This window comes from Sorangium sp. So ce406, from assembly GCF_051474675.1.
GTDB classification, from domain to species: Bacteria; Myxococcota_A; Polyangia; order Polyangiales; family Polyangiaceae; genus Sorangium; species Sorangium cellulosum_G.
In genome coordinates this window covers 471,808-493,168 of the sequence record NZ_CP150340.1, presented here as the reverse complement: position 1 = coordinate 493,168, position 21,361 = coordinate 471,808, and the positions used below count along the sequence as shown (strand labels likewise).

Annotated in this window: 15 protein-coding genes and 1 CRISPR repeat array (1 of these 16 cut by a window edge); of the genes, 10 read left to right on the top strand and 5 right to left on the bottom strand. The window is 72.4% G+C overall.

What is annotated here, in order from left to right; all coding sequences use genetic code 11:
- Positions 1 to 1,555: direct repeats of the CRISPR family, unit length 36 nt; unit sequence GCTTCAATGGGGCCGCCGCCTTTCAGCGGCGGAGAG; it reaches 5,695 nt to the left of the window's first position.
- 175 nt (positions 1,556 to 1,730) lie between these two features.
- Positions 1,731 to 2,018 carry a hypothetical protein gene (locus tag WME96_RS01830; protein ID WP_437288465.1) on the bottom strand — a complete coding sequence of 96 codons (288 nt, stop codon included), beginning with the start codon at positions 2,016 to 2,018 and terminating at the stop codon, positions 1,731 to 1,733.
- 282 nt (positions 2,019 to 2,300) lie between these two features.
- Between WME96_RS01830 and WME96_RS01825 the strand changes: the two genes are divergently transcribed.
- On the top strand, positions 2,301 to 3,986 hold the full coding sequence (locus WME96_RS01825; protein ID WP_437288464.1) for a hypothetical protein: 1,686 nt from the start codon (positions 2,301 to 2,303) through the stop codon (positions 3,984 to 3,986).
- A gap of 826 nt (positions 3,987 to 4,812) precedes the next feature.
- On the opposite strand, the gene cas2 is transcribed toward WME96_RS01825, so the two are convergent.
- The 3 genes from cas2 to WME96_RS01810 all read right to left on the bottom strand — a co-directional run bounded on the left by cas2 (position 4,813) and on the right by WME96_RS01810 (position 6,956).
- On the bottom strand, positions 4,813 to 5,103 hold the full coding sequence (gene cas2 / locus WME96_RS01820) for a CRISPR-associated endonuclease Cas2 (RefSeq protein WP_437288463.1): 291 nt from the start codon (positions 5,101 to 5,103) through the stop codon (positions 4,813 to 4,815).
- A 55-nt stretch (positions 5,104 to 5,158) separates the two neighbouring features.
- A complete protein-coding gene (gene cas1 / locus WME96_RS01815) occupies positions 5,159 to 6,145 on the bottom strand; it encodes a CRISPR-associated endonuclease Cas1 (RefSeq protein WP_437288462.1) in 987 nt (328 codons plus the stop codon).
- A gap of 64 nt (positions 6,146 to 6,209) precedes the next feature.
- Entirely contained in the window at positions 6,210 to 6,956 is a 747-nt protein-coding gene (locus WME96_RS01810) for a CRISPR-associated protein Cas4 (RefSeq protein ID WP_437288461.1), read from the bottom strand.
- 529 nt (positions 6,957 to 7,485) lie between these two features.
- Here WME96_RS01810 and cas7g point away from each other — a divergent pair.
- The 9 genes from cas7g to WME96_RS01765 all read left to right on the top strand — a co-directional run bounded on the left by cas7g (position 7,486) and on the right by WME96_RS01765 (position 18,447).
- Entirely contained in the window at positions 7,486 to 8,763 is a 1,278-nt protein-coding gene (cas7g, locus tag WME96_RS01805; protein WP_437288460.1) for a type I-G CRISPR-associated RAMP protein Csb1/Cas7g, read from the top strand.
- Entirely contained in the window at positions 8,763 to 10,454 is a 1,692-nt protein-coding gene (gene csb2, locus WME96_RS01800; protein ID WP_437288459.1) for a type I-G CRISPR-associated protein Csb2, read from the top strand. The genes cas7g and csb2 overlap by 1 nt, the downstream gene beginning before the upstream one ends.
- Positions 10,447 to 13,482 (top strand): type I-G CRISPR-associated helicase/endonuclease Cas3g, encoded by a 3,036-nt coding sequence (cas3g, locus tag WME96_RS01795; RefSeq protein ID WP_437288458.1) that lies wholly within the window; start codon positions 10,447 to 10,449, stop codon positions 13,480 to 13,482. Before csb2 ends, cas3g begins: the two co-directional genes overlap by 8 nt.
- Positions 13,479 to 14,417 carry a type I-G CRISPR-associated protein, Cas3-extension family gene (locus tag WME96_RS01790; RefSeq protein WP_437288457.1) on the top strand — a complete coding sequence of 313 codons (939 nt, stop codon included), beginning with the start codon at positions 13,479 to 13,481 and terminating at the stop codon, positions 14,415 to 14,417. Before cas3g ends, WME96_RS01790 begins: the two co-directional genes overlap by 4 nt.
- Positions 14,418 to 14,478: 61 nt before the next feature.
- Positions 14,479 to 15,225, top strand: coding sequence for a radical SAM protein (locus WME96_RS01785; protein WP_437288456.1), 747 nt, complete (start codon positions 14,479 to 14,481; stop codon positions 15,223 to 15,225).
- The gene (locus WME96_RS01780; protein ID WP_437288455.1) at positions 15,222 to 16,298 is read left to right on the top strand and encodes a radical SAM protein; all 1,077 of its coding nucleotides are present in this window, start codon (positions 15,222 to 15,224) and stop codon (positions 16,296 to 16,298) included. The genes WME96_RS01785 and WME96_RS01780 overlap by 4 nt, the downstream gene beginning before the upstream one ends.
- Positions 16,295 to 17,287 (top strand): class I SAM-dependent methyltransferase, encoded by a 993-nt coding sequence (locus WME96_RS01775; RefSeq protein WP_437288454.1) that lies wholly within the window; start codon positions 16,295 to 16,297, stop codon positions 17,285 to 17,287. Before WME96_RS01780 ends, WME96_RS01775 begins: the two co-directional genes overlap by 4 nt.
- Before the next feature lie 7 nt (positions 17,288 to 17,294).
- On the top strand, positions 17,295 to 17,891 hold the full coding sequence (locus tag WME96_RS01770) for an ATP/GTP-binding protein (RefSeq protein ID WP_437288453.1): 597 nt from the start codon (positions 17,295 to 17,297) through the stop codon (positions 17,889 to 17,891).
- Positions 17,881 to 18,447, top strand: a complete 567-nt coding sequence (locus WME96_RS01765; protein ID WP_437288452.1) for a Uma2 family endonuclease — start codon at positions 17,881 to 17,883, stop codon at positions 18,445 to 18,447. The genes WME96_RS01770 and WME96_RS01765 overlap by 11 nt, the downstream gene beginning before the upstream one ends.
- A gap of 254 nt (positions 18,448 to 18,701) precedes the next feature.
- Here the strand turns inward: WME96_RS01765 and dnaX are convergent, their stop codons facing one another.
- Positions 18,702 to 21,104, bottom strand: a complete 2,403-nt coding sequence (gene dnaX / locus WME96_RS01760; protein WP_437288451.1) for a DNA polymerase III subunit gamma/tau — start codon at positions 21,102 to 21,104, stop codon at positions 18,702 to 18,704.
- Positions 21,105 to 21,361: the final 257 nt, after the last annotated feature.

Here is a 21,361-nt window from a genome sequence, read left to right as displayed (position 1 = left end):
TCAGCGGCGGAGAGAACCTCCGGGATGCGGATCACGCGCCGGCCGCTCTCGCTTCAATGGGGCCGCCGCCTTTCAGCGGCGGAGAGGATGGCGCAGAGCAGGCCGGGCGCGCGTACCGGGAGGCTTCAATGGGGCCGCCGCCTTTCAGCGGCGGAGAGCCTGGTGGGTCGGCTACGACGGCTCGACCCGGGCCGGGCTTCAATGGGGCCGCCGCCTTTCAGCGGCGGAGAGTCAACGAGGATACGTTGCCGCTCGCGGTGGCCCTGATGCTTCAATGGGGCCGCCGCCTTTCAGCGGCGGAGAGCGCCGCGGAGGCGATCCGGCGGGAGTTCACGCACGTGCTTCAATGGGGCCGCCGCCTTTCAGCGGCGGAGAGGGGGTCCCGCAGGTACCGCGTGCTGCCATGCCCGTCGCTTCAATGGGGCCGCCGCCTTTCAGCGGCGGAGAGGCCCAGGTGGACCGGGAAGGTCGCGCTCGTCCCGGAGCTTCAATGGGGCCGCCGCCTTTCAGCGGCGGAGAGCCTCTAGGTTGCGCGTTCGCGGTGCGCTGCCGTGGGCGCTTCAATGGGGCCGCCGCCTTTCAGCGGCGGAGAGTTCAACAAGCGCGTCACCGCGCGCGTGTCCCTGCTGGTGCTTCAATGGGGCCGCCGCCTTTCAGCGGCGGAGAGCGCACTGACGAGTGAGAGGACGAAGGCACCGTGCAAGGTGTGCTTCAATGGGGCCGCCGCCTTTCAGCGGCGGAGAGCCGACCAGCGGCATCGTCGCCTGCACCCACTGATCCTTGCTTCAATGGGGCTGCCGCCTTTCAGCGGCGGAGAGGCCAGCGCGTTCCGCTCGGACTCATCCTCCAGGGCGGAGCTTCAATGGGGCCGCCGCCTTTCAGCGGCGGAGAGGGGCGTCGGCGGTGGAGCTGGCGCCGGCGGCTCGGGGGATGCTTCAATGGGGCCGCCGCCTTTCAGCGGCGGAGAGACGACCCCGCGCGCGGCTCGAAGCTCGACGCCCTGCGGCTTCAATGGGGCCGCCGCCTTTCAGCGGCGGAGAGGAGAGCGTGCTCCGCTCGCGTGAGAGGAACGCCGGGATGCTTCAATGGGGCCGCCGCCTTTCAGCGGCGGAGAGCCGAGCTCGACGCGCGCCCCGAACCCGGCGTCCCCGTGCTTCAATGGGGCCGCCGCCTTTCAGCGGCGGAGGGTCCTGGACGTACGATGAGAGGGGCCGGCGGCACGTGGAGCTTCAATGGGGCCGCCGCCTTTCAGCGGCGGAGAGCTCGGGGTACACCCCGGCGGACCTCGTGACGCAGCTCGGGCTTCAATGGGGCCGCCGCCTTTCAGCGGCGGAGAGGCTTCACGCTGCTCATGTCGTGCAGCGACCCCGAGTCGCTTCAATGGGGCCGCCGCCTTTCAGCGGCGGAGAGGGCCCCGACCTGTCACGAACGCTGACGTGACAAGTGCTTCAATGGGGCCGCCGCCTTTCAGCGGCGGAGAGATCCGCGTCGCGGTCGTGAAGTAGCGACACCCCATCTTGCTTCAATGGGGCCGCCGCCTTTCAGCGGCGGAGAGGGGCTTTCCAGGACTACCTGAAATTTCGCCTACTTGCAACGCGGTTTGCGAGAGGTTCCCCTCCCGCCCCCCGCTCCGGCGGCCGGGGACCGCTCCGCGCGCCCCCAGCTACCTCGAAATCCTTCGTCTTTTCAAACACCTGCCGGCCTTGCGAGCGCCCCCCGGCTTTTCCGCGTCACTCCACCGCTCGCAGCCGGTGCTCCCGCCCTCTTCTACCATGCCCCCTCCTCCCCTCGCCCAGCCCTTCCGTTCTCCCCGGCTGCTTTGCCGCCACCTGCTCCACCTCCGCCGCGCGGCTCCCCGCCTCCAGCGCCGCCGCCCCCGGCTCGCCGCGCGCATTCCCCGCCCCGACCATCTCATCCCCCGCCTCGCCGGACTCGCCCCTCGCCTCGCCCGACTCGCCCCCCGCCTCGCCCGACTCGCCCCCATCCCGCCGGCTCACCCCCCGCGGGGCGTCCGCCATCCGAGGCGGGGGCGCCGCCCGCCGCCCCGGGGATGCGCCCGCCGCCCCCATGCGCCCCACCTTCCGTACCGGGGCTTCTGGCCCGCGACCCCCGTCGTCCTTCCCCCGCGCCCCGGGTGCGGCTCTCCCAACCGCGGTCCTCATTCTCTCGCACCGGGACGCTCCCACGCCGAGCACCCTCCGGACGCACTCGACACATCGACAGCCCACCACAGCCTTGATTGCCGTACCACCGGAAGGTGGATCGTGGCCAAGCTCACCATGGATCACAGGGCGGAGCGCGTGCTCCTGCTGCTCATGGAACTCTGCAAGAACAAGGTCGCCGCCGCGCTCGTCGCTCACGGCTTCTCCGGTGACGATCTCTCCGAGGGATGGCGCCAGATCCAGCGCGTTACCCGCACGCGCCCAGGCTTCGTCGCCACCGCCGCCGCGACCGACGCCGGCTTGATCGACGAGCTCGGCGCCTGGGAGAACAAGTGGTTCCCCGTTGTATCCGCGACGCTCAAGCGCCACGCCCCGCGGGCCCACGCGTTCGTGTTCCGCAACCTCACCCAGACCGGGGGCGCCGCCGTTCTCGTCGCCGTCAGCACCTTCGTCGCGCGCTGGGAGAGCCTCGGCAGGCCCAAGGAAAAGGGCGGCCCCGACGCCGAAGGCGACGAGGCCCGCAAGATCCTCGCAAAGCGCGGCCTCACCAAGGCCGTCATCGACGATGCTCGCTTCCCCGCTCCCTGTCCGCCTGTCATCCATCGCACCCCACGTCGCTGCCGCTGCTGTTGGCGCCGCTCACAGCGGCAGCAACGGCACGGCACAGCACCACGCGGCACAGCACCGCGCAGCGCCGGCAGCCCGCGCCCGCGGACAGCGCCGTCAACACGATACGAGCACAACATCGATGCGATGCGCGTAATGCGCTGTAGCGGCTCCGGCCTCTCCTCTCGCCCCTGCGCCGCCACTTACGCGGAAGCACGCTCTTCCGCTTCACATAAACCGCACACAGCACGCCTCGATTGCCTTGCTGGTCCCTTCGCGATCTCCCATTCTGCCGCCACCCCGATGCGCAGCAGATTCGACGCGTTCGGCAAGAACGTCCCGCGCGAACCCCTCACCCGCGCTGGCGACGCCGACACCGAGGTGGAGGCCACCGCCGCTTCCCAGACCATGGACGTCTGGTACGTGCCCGACCCGGCCCGCGCCGCCTTGCGCGCCGAGCTCGGCTTGCTCGGCGAGCTTGCGGCCGAGCCGTGCCAGTTCGAGCTGTTCCACGACACCCCGGGTCCGGGCGAGCTCCGTGGCTGCGTCCGCAAGCAGCTCCACTGGCACCAAGAGCTCGAGCGCCGCGCCGCCGCCGAGGTTCCCTACCAGCGGCTGTGCATCCTCAGCACCGGCCGTCCCGCCACCGTGCTCGACGCCTTCGGCTTCCAGCCGGACCCCGCGCGCCCAGGCATCTACCGCACCGCCCCCGGATGGCGCGTCGATGTCGTCGTGATCTCCGAGCTGCCGCGCACCCGTGAGACGCTCCCGCTGCGCTTGCTCGGCGCGGGCGCCGTCCTCCACGACGCCATCCGCGAGCTCGCCGCCCTGCCCGATGACGCCTGGGAGAGGAGCATCGCCCTGCCGTGGCTAGCACGCTTGTGCTTCGAGCTCCCGCCCCACGCCTCCACGCGCGCGGCCCTGGACCCAGAAGAGGAGGAGATCGTGACCGAAGCTCAACAGTGGTTCGAGCAGCTCAAGCAGTCCCTCCGCGACGAGACGCGCAGGGAGGCGCTCCAGGAGAGCATCAAGGAGGGGCAGCTCGGGACACGGGCGAGGCAGTTCGAGAAGAAGCTCGGCCGGCCGCTCGCCGACGCCGAGCGCTCCGTGCTGGCCGAACGGTTCGACCGGCTCGGACCGGATCGCCTCGACGACGTCCTCCTGGAGCTCCCCGCCGGCGCGCTCGCCGCGTGGTTCGCTGACCCGGCGGCAAGCTGAGGACAGCCTTGCCGATGGCCGGCAACGCCTCGACGTACGCCGGTGCCGCGCCCGGCTCGCAGCCCCGCGTCATGTGGGCCGTCGTCACCTGCGCTCAGCTTCACCGGACCAGCGGACGAATACCGGCGATCTTCTTGCCGTCGCGCTGCACCTCGACTTCGACAGGCGCGTTCGGCCCCGCGGCGCGCAGCGCCTCAACGTCCCGCACCACCTCCCGGCAAGCCCCGCGCACTTCCCCTGACCTCCCGCACCACCTCGCGGCAAGCCCGGCGCACTTCCCCTGACCTCCCGCACCACCTCGCGGCAAGCCCGGCGCACTTCCCCCGATGTCCCGCACCACCTCGCGGCAAGCCCGGCGCACTTCCCCTGACCTCCCGCACCACCTCGCGGCAAGCCCGGCGCACTTCCCCTGACCTCCCGCACCACCTCGCGGCAAGCCCGGCGCACTTCCTCTGACCTCCCGCACCACCTCCCGGCAAGCCACGCGCACTTCCCGCCGGATCTTCCCTCCCGGCTACAAGCCCGCCCCGGTCCACCCTCCATCGGGTTCACACCGCGTCCGCAGCGCAGCCCGCGGCAGCGCAGGCCGGCTCATGGCCACCCGACGCAGCGCCGTCCAGCAGCGCGCTGCCCCACGAGATCAGCACACCGCTCGCAGGCCGCGCGGAAAGCTCGCAGCTCTCCTGCATCACCGCGCTCGCACCAGCTCGATGTCCTCTTGGAGCTCCCTCCCGATGCCCTCGCCGCGTGGCTCGCGGATCCGGCGGCGCGCTGACGGCAGCTCGCCGCCGGCCTGGCCCCCCCGCCGGCGCCCCGGGTCAGCCCCTCACACCACCACGGCGACGCGCTCCGACGGCACGTACGCCCTGCCGAGCGACGCGATCGCGCTCAGCGCGCGCCCGCTGACCGGACCGACATCGATGATCAACACCTGGTCCACCTTCGGATCGATGATCTGCCCGAGATCGCGCCGCAGCTCCACGAGCTCCCTCCGGCTCAGCTCGCACTGCCACACCGAGAGCTGCAGCCAGTCCCCGTAGCCCCGCATCGCCTTGAAGATCTTGCGCAGCCGCTTCGGATCGCACACGTCGTAACTCACGATGTAGCTCTGCCTCACGCCCGCCTCCTCTCTCTCTCACCCTCCCGTTCCCCTCTCCACCTTCCCTGCCCGCTCACCGCGTCCGGAACGACGGATACGCCCCCACCTCGCCGAGCAGCACCCGGGCGAGCAGCCGCGCCTGCACCTCCAGCACCCTGCGGTAGCTGATCCGGTATCCGAACACCGGGTGCGTCACGAGCTGGTCCATCCGCCGCTCGTAGGCCTGGAGGAACTTCTTCCGCCCCGCAGCCCGGAGCGCCACCGCGCCCCCGAAGCGCTGGAAGTCGTCCGGCGCGACCACCCCGTTGTTGATCGCCGCCACGACCACCGAGTCCGCCACGATCGGCCGGAACTCCTCCATCAGATCCAGCGCCAGCGCCGGCCGGCCGAAGCGCGGCTGGTGGTAGAACCCGAGCAGCGGATCGAGCCCCACCGTGCCCAGCGTCACCGCGAGCTCCTTCGCGAGCAGCGCATACGCCAGCGACAGGAGCGCGTTCACCGGATCGCGCGGCGGCCGGCGGTTGCGCCCGTCGAGGTCGAAGGCGCCCTTCACCTCGTCCGTTCCCTTCAGCATGCCCGGGAACGCGCCGAAGTAAACGCGGGCCGCCGTGCCCTCCAGCCCGAGCAACGACGCCAGCGACGCCGCCTCCGAGGCGTTGCGCGCGAGCGGATCGAGCTCCGACAGGACCGAGACCTCCGGCGCCGTGTGGTTCCGCCGGAGCATCGTCCTCGCGTTCTTGATCTTCGACACCACCACCCCGCGCGCGAACGACAGACAGAACGCCTCGTCCGCCGCCGCCCGGTGCTGGGCCACGCGGAGCTCCACGTTCCTCGACTCGAGCCCCGTCGCGCGACCGACGTAGTACCCGCCGTACGTCATGAAGCAGAGCGGGATCCCGCGCTCCAGCAGCGCCCGCATCGCCTGCGTCGAGATCTGCACGTTGCCGAGCAGCGCCACCTGCGACGTGTTCGAGAGCCGCGCCTCCGTCTGTCCACCGGCCCGGCTGTGGATCACGAGCCGCTCCCCCGCGAGCCCGAAGCGCGCCCCCTGCTCCTGCACGTAGACAGGCAGCCTGTCGTCGCGCGCCGGATGGAGCCGCCTGAGCTCCGCCTCGCCCTCCTCGTCAGCGCCCCCCGACGAGCGGCGGGGGGATCGCCGCGGCCCTCGTCACCTCCCGCGCGCGCGCCGCAGCCGCCTCGGTCGCGGCGATCAGCGCCTCGTCGATCGCGATCGGGACGCGCCGGCGGGACGCGGCGAAGTAGATGGCCGCCTCGTCGCACGCATACCCGTGCTCGCGCAGGAGCAGCACGTGCGCGCAGAGCTGCGCCCGCTCCGGCAAGTACGCCCCCCAGGGCACGTCCGGCGCGTGGCCGCGCTTGTACTCGATCGGGAGCAGGCGCCCCGACGCGTCCCCCTCCACCACGTCGATCTTCGCCGTGATGCCGAGCCGCTCCGACGACAGCCACACGCTGCGCGCCTCGTACGGCGCGGGCTCGTTGGCCTCTTCGTCCCGATCCGCACGCCTCCCCGTCGCGCGCCGAGGCGGCGCCGGCGCTGCCGAGGGCGCCGCCGCGGACGGTTCCCCGGCGGAGCCAGGCGCCGCGCCCGCCGGCCGCGGCGGCAGCTCGCCGCCCGCGACGTCCGCGCGCCGGTGCACGCTCCGGCCCTCCACCGTGAAGACGTTGTCCTCGAACTCGCCCTGCGCCCACTCCAGGTACATCAGGCGTTCGCAGTAAAGTACCTCGTTGATCATCCGCGCCGGCACCAGCTCCGGCGGCGCCCCCGCGACAGGCAACCTCCGCGGAAGCGGCTTCGCCCGCATCAGCGGCTCGCTCGACTCGTCCGTGACTCGCTCAGGAGCTCGCGCCATCGTGGCACCCCCTATGGACACCATCAGACGCGTTCGTGTCAGGCAGAGTCGAGCGCGCAAACCTCTGAATTTACCTGGGAATCATTGACAGTCCACGGGAATGCAAGCCAAGGCGCAACGGTGTTCTCCCGGCGAGCCCTCGCCCGCACCGACAGCGGCGCGCCGCAACCACCGCTGTCTGCACCGGCGCCTGAACTGCCTCGGCAGATCGCTCCGCTCCACCTCTCCCGCTCCACCTCCCGCGCTTTCCCCTTTCCCCTCGACGCCAGCCACCACGGCCCGGAGCCGCCCGGCCTCGAGCAAGCCCCTCGGCAAGACGGGCTCGGCGGTGCACATCACGCCGTCTGGTGACTTCATGGATGTTTACGGAAGTAGACGCAGTCGCGCACCGCCCCCTTCCCATTCCCTCCCTCGTCTGCGATGGTAGGCACCGTCGCCTCGGCCGCACGACGCCGGCCCCCAGCCGCATGAGCTCGCCCAGCCCTGCGCCGCCCGGAGCTCTTCACCCTTTCCCGCCCACGGAGGCCCGATGCGCTCTCTCGATCTCGACACCCTCGCGAACGCCGTCGCCGGCGGCGCCGCCGCCATCCGCGCGATCACGCGCCTCGAGCCCGCGGGCGGCCCCGGAGACAAGGTCTTCCCGCCGACCTACGTGAAAGAGCGCAACGCGACCACCAAGTACGCAACCGAGCCGCGACGCATCGACGGGCGCGAAGTGACTACGGTGCTCCTCGACTCGGTCGCTTCCCAGGCAAACCGCCTGGAAGAGGCGCTGCTCGAAGGATGGCGGCGCGGAGAGCTCCCCTTCCCCGTCGTCCAGGTCGACTTCTCGAAGCAGGAGGGGCTCGAGGATCTCGAGCAGATCACCGCGCTCCAGGCACCGCACCGCATCGCGGACGCGCTCCTCCGCGACAGCGTGCTCGGCGGCACCCCGTTCCGCCACACCACCGTCGGCAAGGACGTCACCGACGCGCGCCCCAACCACGCGACGGCCATGTTCAAGCACTGCCCGACAGCCCTCATCTTCGGCGTGTGGGACAGCACCGGTCCGAAGGGCGGCCTCGGCGCCAAGTTCCAGCGCTGCCTGGTCTCCGAGATCGTCGGGATCGACGTCGCGACGGGCGTCAAGACGGCGAGCCGCCTCGACCCCGCCGGCATCCAGACGAAGGCGGGACCGGTCTTCAAGCACAAGGACCCGAGCCAGGACTGGACCGTCGACCCGAAGGAGGCCGAGCTCGCCAAGGGCAAGCCCATCGAGTTCTCGCGCAGCGGCGGCGACGGCAAGAAGGGCTCTCCGTCAGCCATCAACCATGGCAACATCCCACCGAGCATCGACGCGGCGGCGGGCGGGGTCACGATGAGCCACGCCGTGCAGACCATCGTGCTCTCGCTCGGCGCCCTCCGCCGCCTGCGGTTCCAGACCGCCTGCTCGGGCGAGCGCCTCCCGGCCGAGCAGCGCGACGCGGCCGAGGCGGCGGCGCGCACCGCCCTCGCCGCGCTCGCCCTCGCGGCCGTCGTCTACCAGCGTGACCAGGGCTACGACCTCCGCTCGCGCTCGACCCTCGTCGCGAAAGAGCCGCTCGTCCTCGAGCTCCTCGGCCGCGACGGCGGCGAGCCGGAGCGCTTCTCGCTCGCCCGGGCCGAGGCCGCGGCCCTGCTCAAGGACGCCGAGCAGAAGGCGCGGCAGCTCGGCCTCGGCTGGGATCCGAAGCCCGTCACGCTCACGCCGGCTCCGAAGCTTGCCGGCCTGATCCGGAAGAGCCGCGAGCTGGCGGCGAGCGGCGAGGCCGAGGACGAGGGCGGCTGATGCTCGCGATCGAGGTCGCCCTGCTGACCGGCCGCTACGTGGCGACCGCTGTCGACGACCGCAATCGGGCCGAGTGGCCACCCCACCCGGCGCGGCTGTTCTCGGCCCTCGTCGACGCCCACTTCGAGGCGCTCGACCCGTCCGCCGACGAGCGCGACGCGCTGGAGTGGCTGGAGCAGCAAGGCCCGCCCGAGATCACGGCCCCCGAGGCCGCCGCGCGGGAGATCGTGACCGTGTTCGTGCCGGTGAACGACACGAGCGTCGTCGGCTCGCTCGACGACGAGGCGCTCACCGTGCGTGAGGCGCGCGCAGAGCTCGACGCCGCTCGCCCCAAGGGCGGCAAGCCGCTCGCCGCCGCCGAGAAGAAGTTCGCCAAGGCCGAGGCACGCTTCCTGGAGGCCGTGCGCAAGGCGATCGCCCCCGTCCCGGCCGGCAAGGAGGGGAAAGACGGGCCGGGAAAGGCGTCGTCGATCCTGCCCGAGCGACGAACACGGCAACCGCGCACCTTCCCGTCGAGCGCGCCCTCCGAGATGGATCCTGCCGCGTCGCGCATCGTCTTCGCCTGGCCGAGCGCGACGCCCACGCCCGAGCAGCGATCGACGCTCGACACGCTCGCTGCGCGCGTGACGCGGCTCGGGCATTCCTCGTCGCTCGTGACCGTCCGCGTGCGCGACGATCGCCCCGAAGCGACATGGATCCCGGACGACACAAGCCCGAGGCGCGCCGGGGACGAGGCCGTGCTCCGCGTCGTCGGTCCGGGCCAGCTCGCGGCGCTCTGCGCGGCCTTCGAGCTCCAGGCCGACACGCCCGGGCGGGTCATGCCGGCGTCGTTCCAGCGCTACGTCAGGCCCCGCCACGCCAGCGTGGCGAGCGCCCCGGTGCCCCTCTTCGGCGACGGATGGATCGTCCTGCGCCGGCTCGCCGGCCCGCGCCTCCCGTCGATCCGGGCCGTGGACGTCGCCCGGACGGTGCGCAAGGCCATGATGGCGGCGTACGGCCCCGGCGCGCCCGAGATCCTGTCGGGGCATCGAGCGTCCGGCGGGCCGAGCGAGCGCCCCCACCTCGCGTACGTCCCGCTGCCGTTCGTCGGGAGCGAGCACGCGGACGGCGCGATCCTCGGCGTCGCGCTGATCCTGCCGCGGGACGCGACGCGCGACGAACGGCTCGACGTCTACCGCGCGCTGGACGCCTGGGAGCGGCAAGGGCGTCATGAAGACGAGGAGGCGCCGACGCTCCCTGTCCACCTCGGCAGGACAGGCGAGCTCGTCCTCGCGCGGCTCGAGGAGCAGGCGTCCCCGTCGACGCTGCGGGCCGCAACCTGGTGCGCCGAGTCGACATCCTGGGCCAGCGCGACGCCGGTCGCGCTCGATCGCAACCCGGGGGATCTCGGCGCGCAGGATCCGCAGAAGGAGGCCGCCGCGTACGCCGAGGCCGAGGCGACCCTCGCCGTCGCGTGCGAGCGGATCGGCCTACCGCGCCCATCGCGCGTGACGGTCCTCCCCGCGGCGCCGATAGCAGGTGCCGACAAGGCCCGGCGCTTCCCGCCGTTCCATGCGGGCAAGCCTCCCGTGCAACGCGTGCTGGTGCACGCGACGCTCACGTTCGACGCGCCGGTGAGGGGGCCCATCCTGCTCGGCGCCGGGCGCTACTTCGGCCTCGGGCTGTTCCGGCCGCTGAGGGGACATGGCTGATCTCTCGCCCGGCGACTTCGCCGCGTACTTCGAGGCGATCCATGGCGCGGCGCCGTTCCCGTGGCAGGCGAGGCTGCTCGCCGACGTCGCGCGCGAGGGACGCTGGCCGGCGTTGCTCGATCTTCCCACGGGCACGGGCAAGACAGCAGCGATCGACGTCGCTCTCTTCCACCTCGCGCTCGACGCCGCGTCACCGCCGGCTCAGCGTAAGGCCCCGCGGCGCGTCGTGATGGTCGTGGATCGGCGCACGGTCGTCGATCAGGCGTTCGAGCGGGCGAAGGCGATCGCCGAATCCCTGACGGGCGCGCGGGACGGCGTCCTTCGCGCCGTGGCCGATCGGCTCCGGGCGCTCGCCGGCCTGCGCGGGGATGAGGCGCCGATCGCCCTGGCGCAGCTCCGCGGCGGCATGCCGCGCGACGACGCGTGGGCGCGGAGACCCGATCAGCCGCTCGTCGCCGTCTCGACCGTCGATCAGGTCGGCTCCCGGCTGCTCTTCCGCGGCTACGGCGTGAGCGACGCCATGCGCCCGATCCACGCGGGGCTGCTCGGCAACGACGCGCTCCTGCTGCTCGACGAGGTGCACCTCTCGCAGCCCTTCCGCGAGACGCTGGCCTCGCTGCGCCGGTACCGCGCGTGGGCCGGCACCAACCTGGCCGACCCGTGGAAGGCCTGCAAGCTGCCCGATCGGTGGCAGGTCGTCGAGATGTCGGCGACGCCGGGCAGCAGGCCGGCCGCACGAGGCGACGCGACGGCGATCCCCGAGGGCGATCGCGCGTTCGGGCTGAACGACGACGATCACCGGGACGAGCGGCTCGCGCTGCGGCTCCGGGCGAAGAAGCCGGTCGCGCTCGGTGAGGTCAAGGTGAGCGGCGGGGAGGACGCGCGGAAGGCGACGTTCGTCGAGGCGATCGCCGAGCACGCCGTGCGCTTCGTGGCGCCGGGGCGCGCCGTCGGCGTCATCGTCAATCGCGTGGCCACGGCGCGCGACGCGGCCGCGGCGATCCGGAAGCGCACCGGCGCCAGCGTCGACCCCATCCTCGTCACGGGCCGCATGCGTGCGCTGGACCGCGACGACCTCGACGCAAAGCTCGGCCCCCTCGTGCGCTCGGGCCGCGCGCGCGACGCAGCCGCGAAGCCGGTCGTCATCGTCGCGACGCAGTGCATCGAGGCGGGCGCCGACTTCGATCTCGACGCGATCGTGACCGAGTGCGCCTCGATCGACGCGCTCCGGCAGCGCTTCGGCCGGCTCAACCGGATCGGCGCCATCGAGGACGCGCGCGGCGTGGTGCTGGTGCGCTCGGACGCGCTGGCCAAGGATCACGTCGATCCGGTCTATGGCAGGGCGATCGCCGAGACGTGGACGTGGCTCGGCGAGGCGGCGCGCGATTTCGGTGTCCAGACGATGGCGGCAGCCCTGCCGACAGGAGAGAGACTCGACGCCATGCGCTCGCCCAAGGCGCGCGCGCCCGTGATGCTCCCCGCGCACCTCGATGCGTGGGTGCAGACGCGGCCCAGCCCGGCGATCGACCCCGATGTCTCCCTGTGGCTCCACGGCGCCGATCAGGAGCAGGCGCCCGAGGTGCAGGTCGTCTGGCGCGCCGATGTGACCGGAGCGCTGCTCACGCAGGCGAAGGGAGACGAGGAGGCGCGCGAGGCGTTGTTGAAGCGCGTGGAGGCGTGCGCGCCGGTCGGGCTCGAGGCGATCTCGATGCCGATCCATGCAGTGCGGATGTGGCTCCAGGGCGGCGCAGCCCCCGATCTCGCCGACGTCGAGGGGCGCGCGGTGGGAGAGGACGACGCGAAACAGCGGGGCGGACGGCTCGCGCTCCTCTGGAAGGGCGACGAGAGCCGGGTGATCGAGACCGGTGATCTCCGCCCAGGCATCACGCTCGTAATTCCGAGCACCTATGGAGGCCTCGCCGGCGGCACCTGGGATCCATCATCCCAGGTGCCCGTCTCGGATCTGGGCGATCGCGCGCGATGGCAGCAGACGGGGCGCCCGACGCTGCGGCTGCACCCGGACGTCCTGCGGCAGCACGCTGACGTCATGGATGCTGCATTGCCGAAGATCCCCGTCCCGGTGGTGGACGAGCGGTCGGATGCCGAGGATCGCGCGGAGATTGACGCCTGGCTTTCGGAGATGAGCGAGGCGACGGCCGCGGCATCGTGGCTTGGCCGGGCGCTCAAGGCGCTCGCGGTGAAGGGCAGGAGGCGCCCCGCGCTCGTGCGGCTCGATGCCGTGGCGATGGCGGACGAGGAAGGCGAGCGGCGGGCCGAACCGGGCTATTTCGCGCTCGTCGGCCGCTTCCGCACGCGTGACGCGGGGGCCGGCGACGTGACGACGGAGGACGACGGTGCGTCGTACACGGGCGTCGAGGTGACGCTGCGCGAGCATCTTGGAGGCGTCGCTTCCTGGGCCAGGCGGTTCGCCCAGCAGTGCGGGCTTCCGCCCGAGGTCGCGCGCGACGTCGCGCTGGCAGCGCGTTGGCACGACGCCGGGAAGGTCGACCCGCGGTTCCAGCGGATGCTCCACGGGGGCAGCGAGCTCCGGGCGGCGGTGGCGCCCGAGCCGCTCGCCAAGAGCGCGCTCGTCGCCGCGGATCGCGCGGCGCGGGCCCACGCGCTCGAGCGCTCCGGATATCCGCGGGGAGCCCGTCACGAGCTCGCGTCGGTCGCGCTCCTGGAGGCGGAGGCCTGCACGCCGCTACTCCGCGAAGCCGTCGATCGCGATCTGGTCCTGCACCTCGTGGCCTCGCATCACGGCTGGTGCCGACCGTTCGCGCCAGTGGTCGAGGACCCCGCGCCTGTCGAGCTCGTGCTGAACGCCGGGGACATCGTCGTGCGTGGCGTCTCGAGCGATCACGGCCTCGCGCGGCTCGACGCGGGGATCGCCGAGCGGTTCTGGCGGCTCGTGGAGCGCTACGGCTGGTTCGGCCTGGCGTGGCTCGAAGCGATCCTGCGGCTCGCAGATCACCGGCGGAGCGAGGAAGAGCAGCGGGGCGACCTCGGGGCGAAGGAAGAGAGATGACCGAGCTCTTGCTGACCGGGCTTGATGGCAAGAACCCGCTGGCCTTCCTGGCGGCGCTCGGGGTGCTGGGCGCGCTCGCCGACCGGGTGAAGGACGGAACGCCGGAGCCCAGGCTGGTCTGGCGCACCGGCGGCACGTACCGGCCGGCGATCGTGGGCGGCCCGGACCGCGGCGCGTTGCTCGACATGCTCGTGCAGGATCTGGAGAGCTTCCGGGGCGAGCCCGCGATCGAGCGGCTGCGCTATCGGAAGGACGGCGATGGGGCCGAGGCGCACGATCTCAAGCCGCCTCCGAGCAAGTTCGCGGAGTACCTGAGCGGCCTTGTCGACGACGACCTGCGGCGGAGCCTAGCCTTCGCCGCCGCGTTCGCGACGGATGTGGCGGTGGACAACAACGGCAACACAAAGCCGACTGCGCTCCACTTCACCGCGGGCCAGCAGGAGTTCCTCACGATGGTGAGCGAGCTCCTCCGGGGCGTGCGCGTCGAGGATCTGGAAGAGGCCCTGTTCGGACCGTGGCGCTACGAGCGACCGCTCCCGGTGCTCCAGTGGGACAACACCTCGGCGCGCGACTATGCGCTTCGCGCGAGCGATCCCTCGAAGGACAAGAAGCTGGGCGTACCCGGCGCGGACTGGCTGGCGTTCCGTGGCCTGCCGTTCATCCGAGTAGCCCCCGTCGGCGACCGGATCGTGACGACCGGGTGCAGCGGGGAGTGGAAGACAGGGACCTTCCGGTGGCCGATCTGGACGGTGCCGCTCCCGCGCTCCGTCGTCGGCTCCGTCCTGACGTCGCCAGAGGTATTCGAGGCGGACCCGGGCGTCCTGCGCGCCCGCGGCATCGCGATCGTGCTCGAGTCCGCGATCCGCCGGAGCGATCAGGGCGGCTACGGGAGCTTCGCCCCGGCGCGCGTGGCACGCCCGACCCGGGGAGACTGACCCCTCGGATCTCCTTCATCCCCTCCCCACCCCGCCGTATCCTCCTCGCTGGAGGCGCTCCATGCCGACCGCGACGAGACCCCAGAACGCGACGCTCACGGGCGCGCTGCCGCTCGACAGGCCCACGGCGGAGCGGCCGCACCGGCTCTACGTGGCCACCTCGAACCACTGCAACCGCTCGTGCCCGTGGTGCTGCACCTGCTCGTCGCCCCGGGGGCAGACCTTCCTCGCCCTCGATCGCTACCGCGCGAGCTTCCCGGCCGAGGGCCCGTTCGAGGTGCAGCTCGAGGGCGGCGAGCCCACGATCCACCCGCACTTCGACGAGATGGTGCGGCTCGCCCGCGCCGAGCGCCGGTGCGCGCGCGTCGTCGTGGTGACCAACGGCGTCGAGCTCCCGCGCGACCCGGCCGGGCTCGACGCCTGGCTGGAGAAGCTCGGCGAGCCCACCACGATCAAGCTCTCGGTCAACCACCACCTCCTCGAGCACGACAGCGGCCTGCTCGACCTCGCGCGCGCCCTGCGCGAGCGGCTCGCGGCGCTCGGCGGCGACCGCCAGCTGGTCCTCAACGTCCGGCTGCGCAAGAGCGAGCCGGACGGCGACGCGTGGGTCGTGCAGGCGGTGCGCGACGCGGGGCTCATCGAGCTCGCCAACGTCTTCCACCTGCAGCGCTACGGCTTCGCGCAGAAGCACGAGGACTGGGAAGAGCCGTTCCTCGTCGGCACCCATTTCACGATGCTCAACCCGGACGGCCGCGCCTTCGGCCCCGACCTCGTGGCGCGCTCCGACGCCATGCGGAGGCTGCCGTGAGCGCGCGCCCGTTCCGCGACGAGTGGCGCCGGCTGAAGAGCCGCGCCTTCGACCTGACCGGCAACAGCACCGCCGGCGACACGGTGCGCTTCGACCTGTGGGGCCGGCCGGTCGAGGTCTACCGCAACGCGAACTTCTCCATCTACAGCCGGCAGCCCTGCAATGCGAGATGCCACTTCTGCGTCGAGGAGCTCAGGCCCGCGTCGCGCGGGCGGAGCCTCTCCGTGCAGAAGAGCGTCGAGGACGACGACGGGCGCTATTTCGACGCGATGGCCGAGTCGCTGGAAGCGCTCCGCCCGCTGGATCCGACGGTATCGATCACCGGCGGCGAGCCGAGCCACGACCCGCGGTTGCCGCGCATCCTCGCGCTCGGGCAGGCCCGCCGCGGCCGCAAGCGGACGCTCACCACGAACGGCTCGGGGCTGCTCCAGCAGCGCGAGGGGAAGCGGGTGATCGACTGGATCGTCGAGACCGGCGTCCAGCACCTCAACATCAGCCGCGCCCACCCCGACCACGACCGGAACGCCAGGCTCATGGTGATGAAAGACGGCCTGACCGTCGACGAGCTCCGCCGCGTCGTGGCGGCGGCAGCGGCCGGCGGCACCCGGGTGCGCCTCTCCTGCGTGCTCCTGGAGGGACAGATCGACACCGTGGAGCACATCGTGGCCTATCTGCGGTTCGCGCGGTCGCTCGGCGTGGACAACGTGATCTTCCGGCAACTGATGAAGACCGACCCGACCGCCGTGGTCGAGAACCACGTTGTCAAATACAGCGATCGCGCCCGCGTCCAGCTCGAGCCGCTCCTCGACGCGCTGAGCGCCGACGCGCGGTTCTCGTTCGAGCGGCAGATCGTCGGCTATTACTACTATGTCGAGGTGTTCCGCTTCGAGGACATCGATGTGGTCTTCGAGGAGGCCGATCTCGCCCAGCTCGAGGAGACGAAGCGCTCCGGCCCGGGCATCGTCCACGAGCTCATCTTCCACCCGAATGCCAGGCTCGCCTCCACCTGGCAACCCTGGGACGGCATCCTGGGCCCGCCGCCGGCGGCGCGCGCCGCGCTCGACGCCTCATGACGCCGCCCGTCATCCCCCTGCCCTACATCGGCCGGAACCTGCTCTTTCTCGAGGAGGTGCTGGACGAGCTCGAGGCGCGCGGCATCACGGGCCCTCTGCTGTTCCGCGCGAGCGAGGCGGACAAGCTGGCTCGCCTCCTCGAACACGGCACCGACCGCGCCGGATACCCCGGAGAGCGTCCGTGGACCGACGGCCCGGATCAGGGGCGCCCGATCCGGCACGAGGACGTGATCTTCGCGACGACCGCCGACGAGATCCGGAGGGGAGAGCGGGATCCGGAGCGGTCCACGTCGCTCAAGAAGTTCGCCGTCATCGAGCGGCCGCTGTTCGTCGCGCACGACGCCCGCTGCTTCGTGAAGCTGTGCGACCGCCAGTACGAAGTCCGCGATCCAGCGCGGAAGCCGGCGGCGCTCCTCGCGCTGTTCCCGGTGACCCGGCTCGACCCGATCCAGGGCTGGTTCTCCGAGGAAGCCGGCCTCGCGTACCGGGCGCTCGTGCGCTCGCTCCGGGGCGGCGCGATGGTCGAGGTAGGCTCCTGGAAGGGGCTCTCCACGGCGTACGTCGGGCGGCTCGCGGCGAGGAACGGCGTCGCGCTCCATTGCGTCGACGCCTGGGAGGGCTCCAGCGACGAGTACGCCGCTCGGTATCGCGCCATGCTGGCCGCAGAGGACGTGCCCGGCGTGTTCCGGGCGAACCTGGAGGCGCTCGGGATCCGGCCGAGCGTCCACCGGCTCGCCTCCACGGAGGCGGCGGCGCGCTTCGCCGACGCGAGCCTGGATCTCGTGTTCCTCGACGGCTCGCACGACCCGGCGGCGGTGATCGCGGACATCGAGGCGTGGTGGCCCAGGCTGAAGCCGGGCGGGGTCCTGGCCGGACACGACCACAACGAGAAGCACGCGGGCGTCATGGAGGCTGTCGCGCGCTTCACGGCGCTCGCTGGGCGTGCCGTCGAGGTCGGCGGAGGCTCGGTGTGGTGGACGCGGCGGTGAGCTGGAGATGAGCAAGCGTCTCTTCGTGGCGACAGGCGCGTACGCGTGCGGCAAGACCACGACGCTCCGTCATCTCGCGTCCACGCGGGGCCACCGCGTGCACGGCGAGGCGCACCGGCGCGTGCTGGACGAGCTCGGGGCGCGCACGCACGGGCATCCGCCGGACGAGCCGTTCCGTGCGATTGACGCGCCGGAGCACGTCTGTCCCCTGTGCCGAAAGCGGGAGTTCGCCGCCCGGGTGCTGGAGACCCAGAGGGCGATCGAGGCGGAGGCGCGCAGCGGGGACTGGCTGGAGCGCGGGTACCTCGATCCGGTCGAGTACTACCTGCGCACGAGCGGAGAGGTGGAGTATCCCTGGCCGCCCGGCGAGCCCGCGTTCGAGCGCTATGCGCTGGTGTTCCTGTTCGCCGTGATGCCGGAGCTCCAGGCCCCGCGCTGGGGCAGGAGCCGAGAAGAGCGCGCCGCCGAGGCGGAGCGGATCAACCTGCGGCTCGGCGCGATGTACCGCGCGGCCGGCTTCGAGGTGGTCGACGTGGGCCCGGGGCCCGTGGAGGAGCGAACGGCGTTCCTGGCGAGCCGCGCGGGGGTGGGTGATGCAGGGTGAGCAGCGCTTCGTGATCCACGGCGTTCCCTGGCAGACCTACGTGAGGATGCGGGACGAGCTGGACACCCCCGGCCTGCGGATGACCTTCTACGAGGGGACACTCGAGCTGATGAGGCCGTCCATCGATCACGAAGCAGCGAACAAATGCATCGCCCGCCTGATCGAGTTCTTCGCGCTGGAGCGGGATGTGCCGCTCTACGGCTACGGCTCGACCACGTTCCGTCGAGAAGCCAAGGCGCGCGGCCTCGAGCCCGACGAGTGCTATTGCATCGGCGGCACGCTCAAGGAGTTTCCCGATATCGCCATCGAGGTGGTGCTGACGAGCGGTGGGCTCGACAAGCTGCCTGTCTACAGCGGCCTCGGCGTTCGCGAGGTCTGGTTCTGGGAGCGCGACGCCTTCCGCATCCATGCGTTGCGCGGCGAGGAGTACGAGGCCATCGCGGCCAGCGAGCTCATTCCTGCTCTGGATCTCGTCGCGCTCGCGCGATTCGTGCGCTGGCCGGACCAGCACGAGGCGGTCAAGGCGTTCCGCTCCTGGCTGCGGAACGGAAGCTGACTCTGTAGCTCTCCCAGCGACGGCGTTGCTTCACGTCGGAGGACCACCGCGCCTCCGGTGTGCATCCTCCAGGGCACCGGATCTCACGAACACATCGAAGAAGAGAGAATTGAACCACAGAGGCACAGAGGCCACAGAGGATGAGAAGAAATCAATCTCTCTTCTCTCCCCTCTGTGCTCTCTGTGCCTCTGTGGTTAATTCTCTCTTCTTCCAGACCGTCGCGCGTGGCACATCGCGCGGCAGCACACGACGCTCACCCCTCCGCGAAGTCTGGAGCGAGCCGCACGTCCTTGAGCTCCGCGCCGAGCAGCTCGATCGCGGCCGCGACGAGCGGGTGGTCGGCCACGGCGCGCCGGGCGGCCTCGACGCGCGCCTTGCGTTCGGCGGTCTCGACCTGCGCGAGCGACGGGCCGGCGCTGCCTCGGGTGATCGTCTCGAAGACGAGCTCGGCGGGGCCGCCGAAATGGGCTTGCAGGACACGGGCGAGCAGGTCGCGGGCCGGGGGCTCGGTGGCCTGGCCGGAAAGAAACGAGTTCGCCTCGTAGCCGAGGACGACGCGGGTCGGCTTCAGCTCCAGCACGGCCGCGTGCTCGAGCACGGAGGCGAGCGCCGGCCGCTGCCCCCGGACCGCGGTGATCACCGCGCGCCAGGTGGCGAGGTCGTCGGCGCTCATCGCCGGCGGCGGCGCGCTCGCCGGCGGCGGTGCGCTCGCCGGCGGCGGCGCGCTCGTCCTTGACACGGGGCTCGGCGCCGCGGGGGCTGGAGGGGCGCTCTGCGGGACGGAGTAGAGCGCGCCGCGCGGCGACGGGGGCGGCGCGCTGTCGGGGCGGAACGCCGGCGCGGCCGCGCCGTTCGCGTACGGCGCCTTGGCGAACGCCGGCGCGGCGCCGCCCGCGAACGCCGGTGCGGCGCTGCCCGCGAAGGTCGCCGCCGCGCCGCTCACGCCCGGCGCGCCGTTCACGAGGGAGACGACGTTCGCCGCTGCGCCGTTCGCCGCCACGCCGCCGCTCGCCCTCGCCACCCCGCTCGCGGCCGGCGCGGCGAACGCAGCCGGCGCGGCGAACGCAGCCGGCGCGGCGAACGCAGCCGGCGCGGCGAACGCAGCCGGCGCGCTGAACGCAGCCGGCGCGCTGAACGCAGCCGCGCCGTTCGCTCTCGCCGCCCCGTTCGTCGCGGTCACGCCGCTCGCCGGGGCTGCCGCCACGCCGTGCGCCGCCGCGCCGTTGGCTCTCGCAACGCCGCTCGCGCCCGACGCGCCGCTCGCGAACGCGGCGACGCCGTTCGCCGACGCGCCGTTCGCCGACGCGCCGTTCGCCCTCGGCACACCGTTCGCCGCGGCGCCGTGCGCAGGCGCCGCTCCCGCGCCCCGCGCGTCCTCCGGCGCAGCCTCGGCCGGCGCCGCGCCGCGCCTCGGCGCAGCCGCTCCGCCGGGCGGCGCGCCGGGCCGCTGCGGCCCGCGCTCCGGCGCTCCGCCACCTCCGCCGCCGCCACCTCCGCCGCCGTTCAGCCGCCGCTCCAGGTCGCCGAGGCGGCGCAGCAGCTCGTCGATCGGCAGCAGCGGCGGCCGCCTCGCGAGCCGCACCAGCGCCATCTCCAGCGAGGCGCGCGGCTGGCCGCTCCGGACGATGTCGTCGAACGCCCGCGAGAAGCCCTGGTGCAGCCGCGTGAGGTCGTCCGCGTCCGCCCGCGCCGCGAGCGCGCGCGCGTCGGCGACCTCCTCGTCGGCGAGATCGAGCAGCGGCGCCGGATCGTCGCAGACCTTGGCCACCACGAGGTCGCGCAGGTGCGCGAGGAAGTCGCGGGCCACGTGCGGCAGGTCGTACCCCTGCTGCGCGAGCTCGCCGACGATGCGCACGCACGCCGCAGGATCGCCGTCCACGAGCGCCTCCGCGAGCCGGTGCAGCACCACGCGGTCGGCCACGCCGAGCACCTTCGCCACGCCCTCGGCCGTGATGCGATCGCCGCTCGTGCCCACCCACGCGATCACCTGGTCGAGCAGGCTCATCGCGTCGCGCATGCTCCCGGCGGCCTCGCGCGCGAGCGCGCTGAGCGCCGGATCGTCCGCGGGGATCTTCTCCTGCTCGAGCACCCAGCGGAGCCGCGCCGCGATCGCCTGCGCGCCGATGAGCTTGAAGTCGTAGCGCTGGCACCGGCTCAGGATCGTGACCGGGACCTTGTGCACCTCCGTCGTCGCGAAGATGAACTTCACGTGCGGCGGCGGCTCCTCCAGCGTCTTCAGGAACGCGTTCCACGCCGCGTTCGAGAGCATGTGGACCTCGTCCACGATGAAGATCTTGAACCGGTCGCGCGCCGGCCGGTACGGCAGGCTCTCCTGGAGCTTGCGCACCTCGTCGACGCCGTTGTAGCTCGCGCCGTCGATCTCCTGGACGTCGACGTCCGCGCCGACCGTGATCTCGGCGCACGGCGCGCACGTCTGGCACGGCTTCGCCGTCGGGCCGTGGACGCAGTTCAGCGCCTTCGCGAGGATGCGGGCGCTCGTCGTCTTGCCGACCCCGCGGACGCCCGTGAAGAGAAACGCGTGCGCGACGCGATCGCGCGCGATGGCGTTGGCGAGCGTCGTGGAGACGTGCTCCTGGCCGACGAGATCCTCGAAGGACTGCGGGCGCCATTTCCGCGCGAGGACGACGTAGCTCATACGCTGCTCGACTAGCACCTTCTCGCGGGCGCGTCGCCGCGGCTGTGGCCGGCACGGAGGTCGCCCCGCATTCCGGAGAGTTTGCCAGAGTTGCCGCGCCGAACGCACCCCGCTCCGTCACGGCCACGCGCGGATACCGCGCAGCAGGGGGAGTGCCTGGAGAGCCGGAAGGGCCCGGCCCCTTGGACCCCCTCCGCTCCCCGGAGCGCGGCGGCGCCGCGCCCATCCGCGCACCGCGTCGGATGCCCGCGCTGGCC

Excerpts from the sequence above, each read along its gene's own strand:
- WME96_RS01830 (WP_437288465.1), bottom strand. The coding sequence starts at position 2,018 with ATGGCGGACGCCCCGCGGGGGGTGAGCCGGCGGGATGGGGGCGAGTCG.
- WME96_RS01810 (WP_437288461.1), bottom strand. The coding sequence starts at position 6,956 with ATGGCGCGAGCTCCTGAGCGAGTCACGGACGAGTCGAGCGAGCCGCTG.
- cas7g (WP_437288460.1), top strand. The coding sequence starts at position 7,486 with ATGCGCTCTCTCGATCTCGACACCCTCGCGAACGCCGTCGCCGGCGGC.
- csb2 (WP_437288459.1), top strand. The coding sequence starts at position 8,763 with ATGCTCGCGATCGAGGTCGCCCTGCTGACCGGCCGCTACGTGGCGACC.
- cas3g (WP_437288458.1), top strand. The coding sequence starts at position 10,447 with ATGGCTGATCTCTCGCCCGGCGACTTCGCCGCGTACTTCGAGGCGATC.
- WME96_RS01790 (WP_437288457.1), top strand. The coding sequence starts at position 13,479 with ATGACCGAGCTCTTGCTGACCGGGCTTGATGGCAAGAACCCGCTGGCC.
- WME96_RS01785 (WP_437288456.1), top strand. The coding sequence starts at position 14,479 with ATGCCGACCGCGACGAGACCCCAGAACGCGACGCTCACGGGCGCGCTG.
- WME96_RS01775 (WP_437288454.1), top strand. The coding sequence starts at position 16,295 with ATGACGCCGCCCGTCATCCCCCTGCCCTACATCGGCCGGAACCTGCTC.
- WME96_RS01770 (WP_437288453.1), top strand. The coding sequence starts at position 17,295 with ATGAGCAAGCGTCTCTTCGTGGCGACAGGCGCGTACGCGTGCGGCAAG.
- WME96_RS01765 (WP_437288452.1), top strand. The coding sequence starts at position 17,881 with ATGCAGGGTGAGCAGCGCTTCGTGATCCACGGCGTTCCCTGGCAGACC.
- dnaX (WP_437288451.1), bottom strand. The coding sequence starts at position 21,104 with ATGAGCTACGTCGTCCTCGCGCGGAAATGGCGCCCGCAGTCCTTCGAG.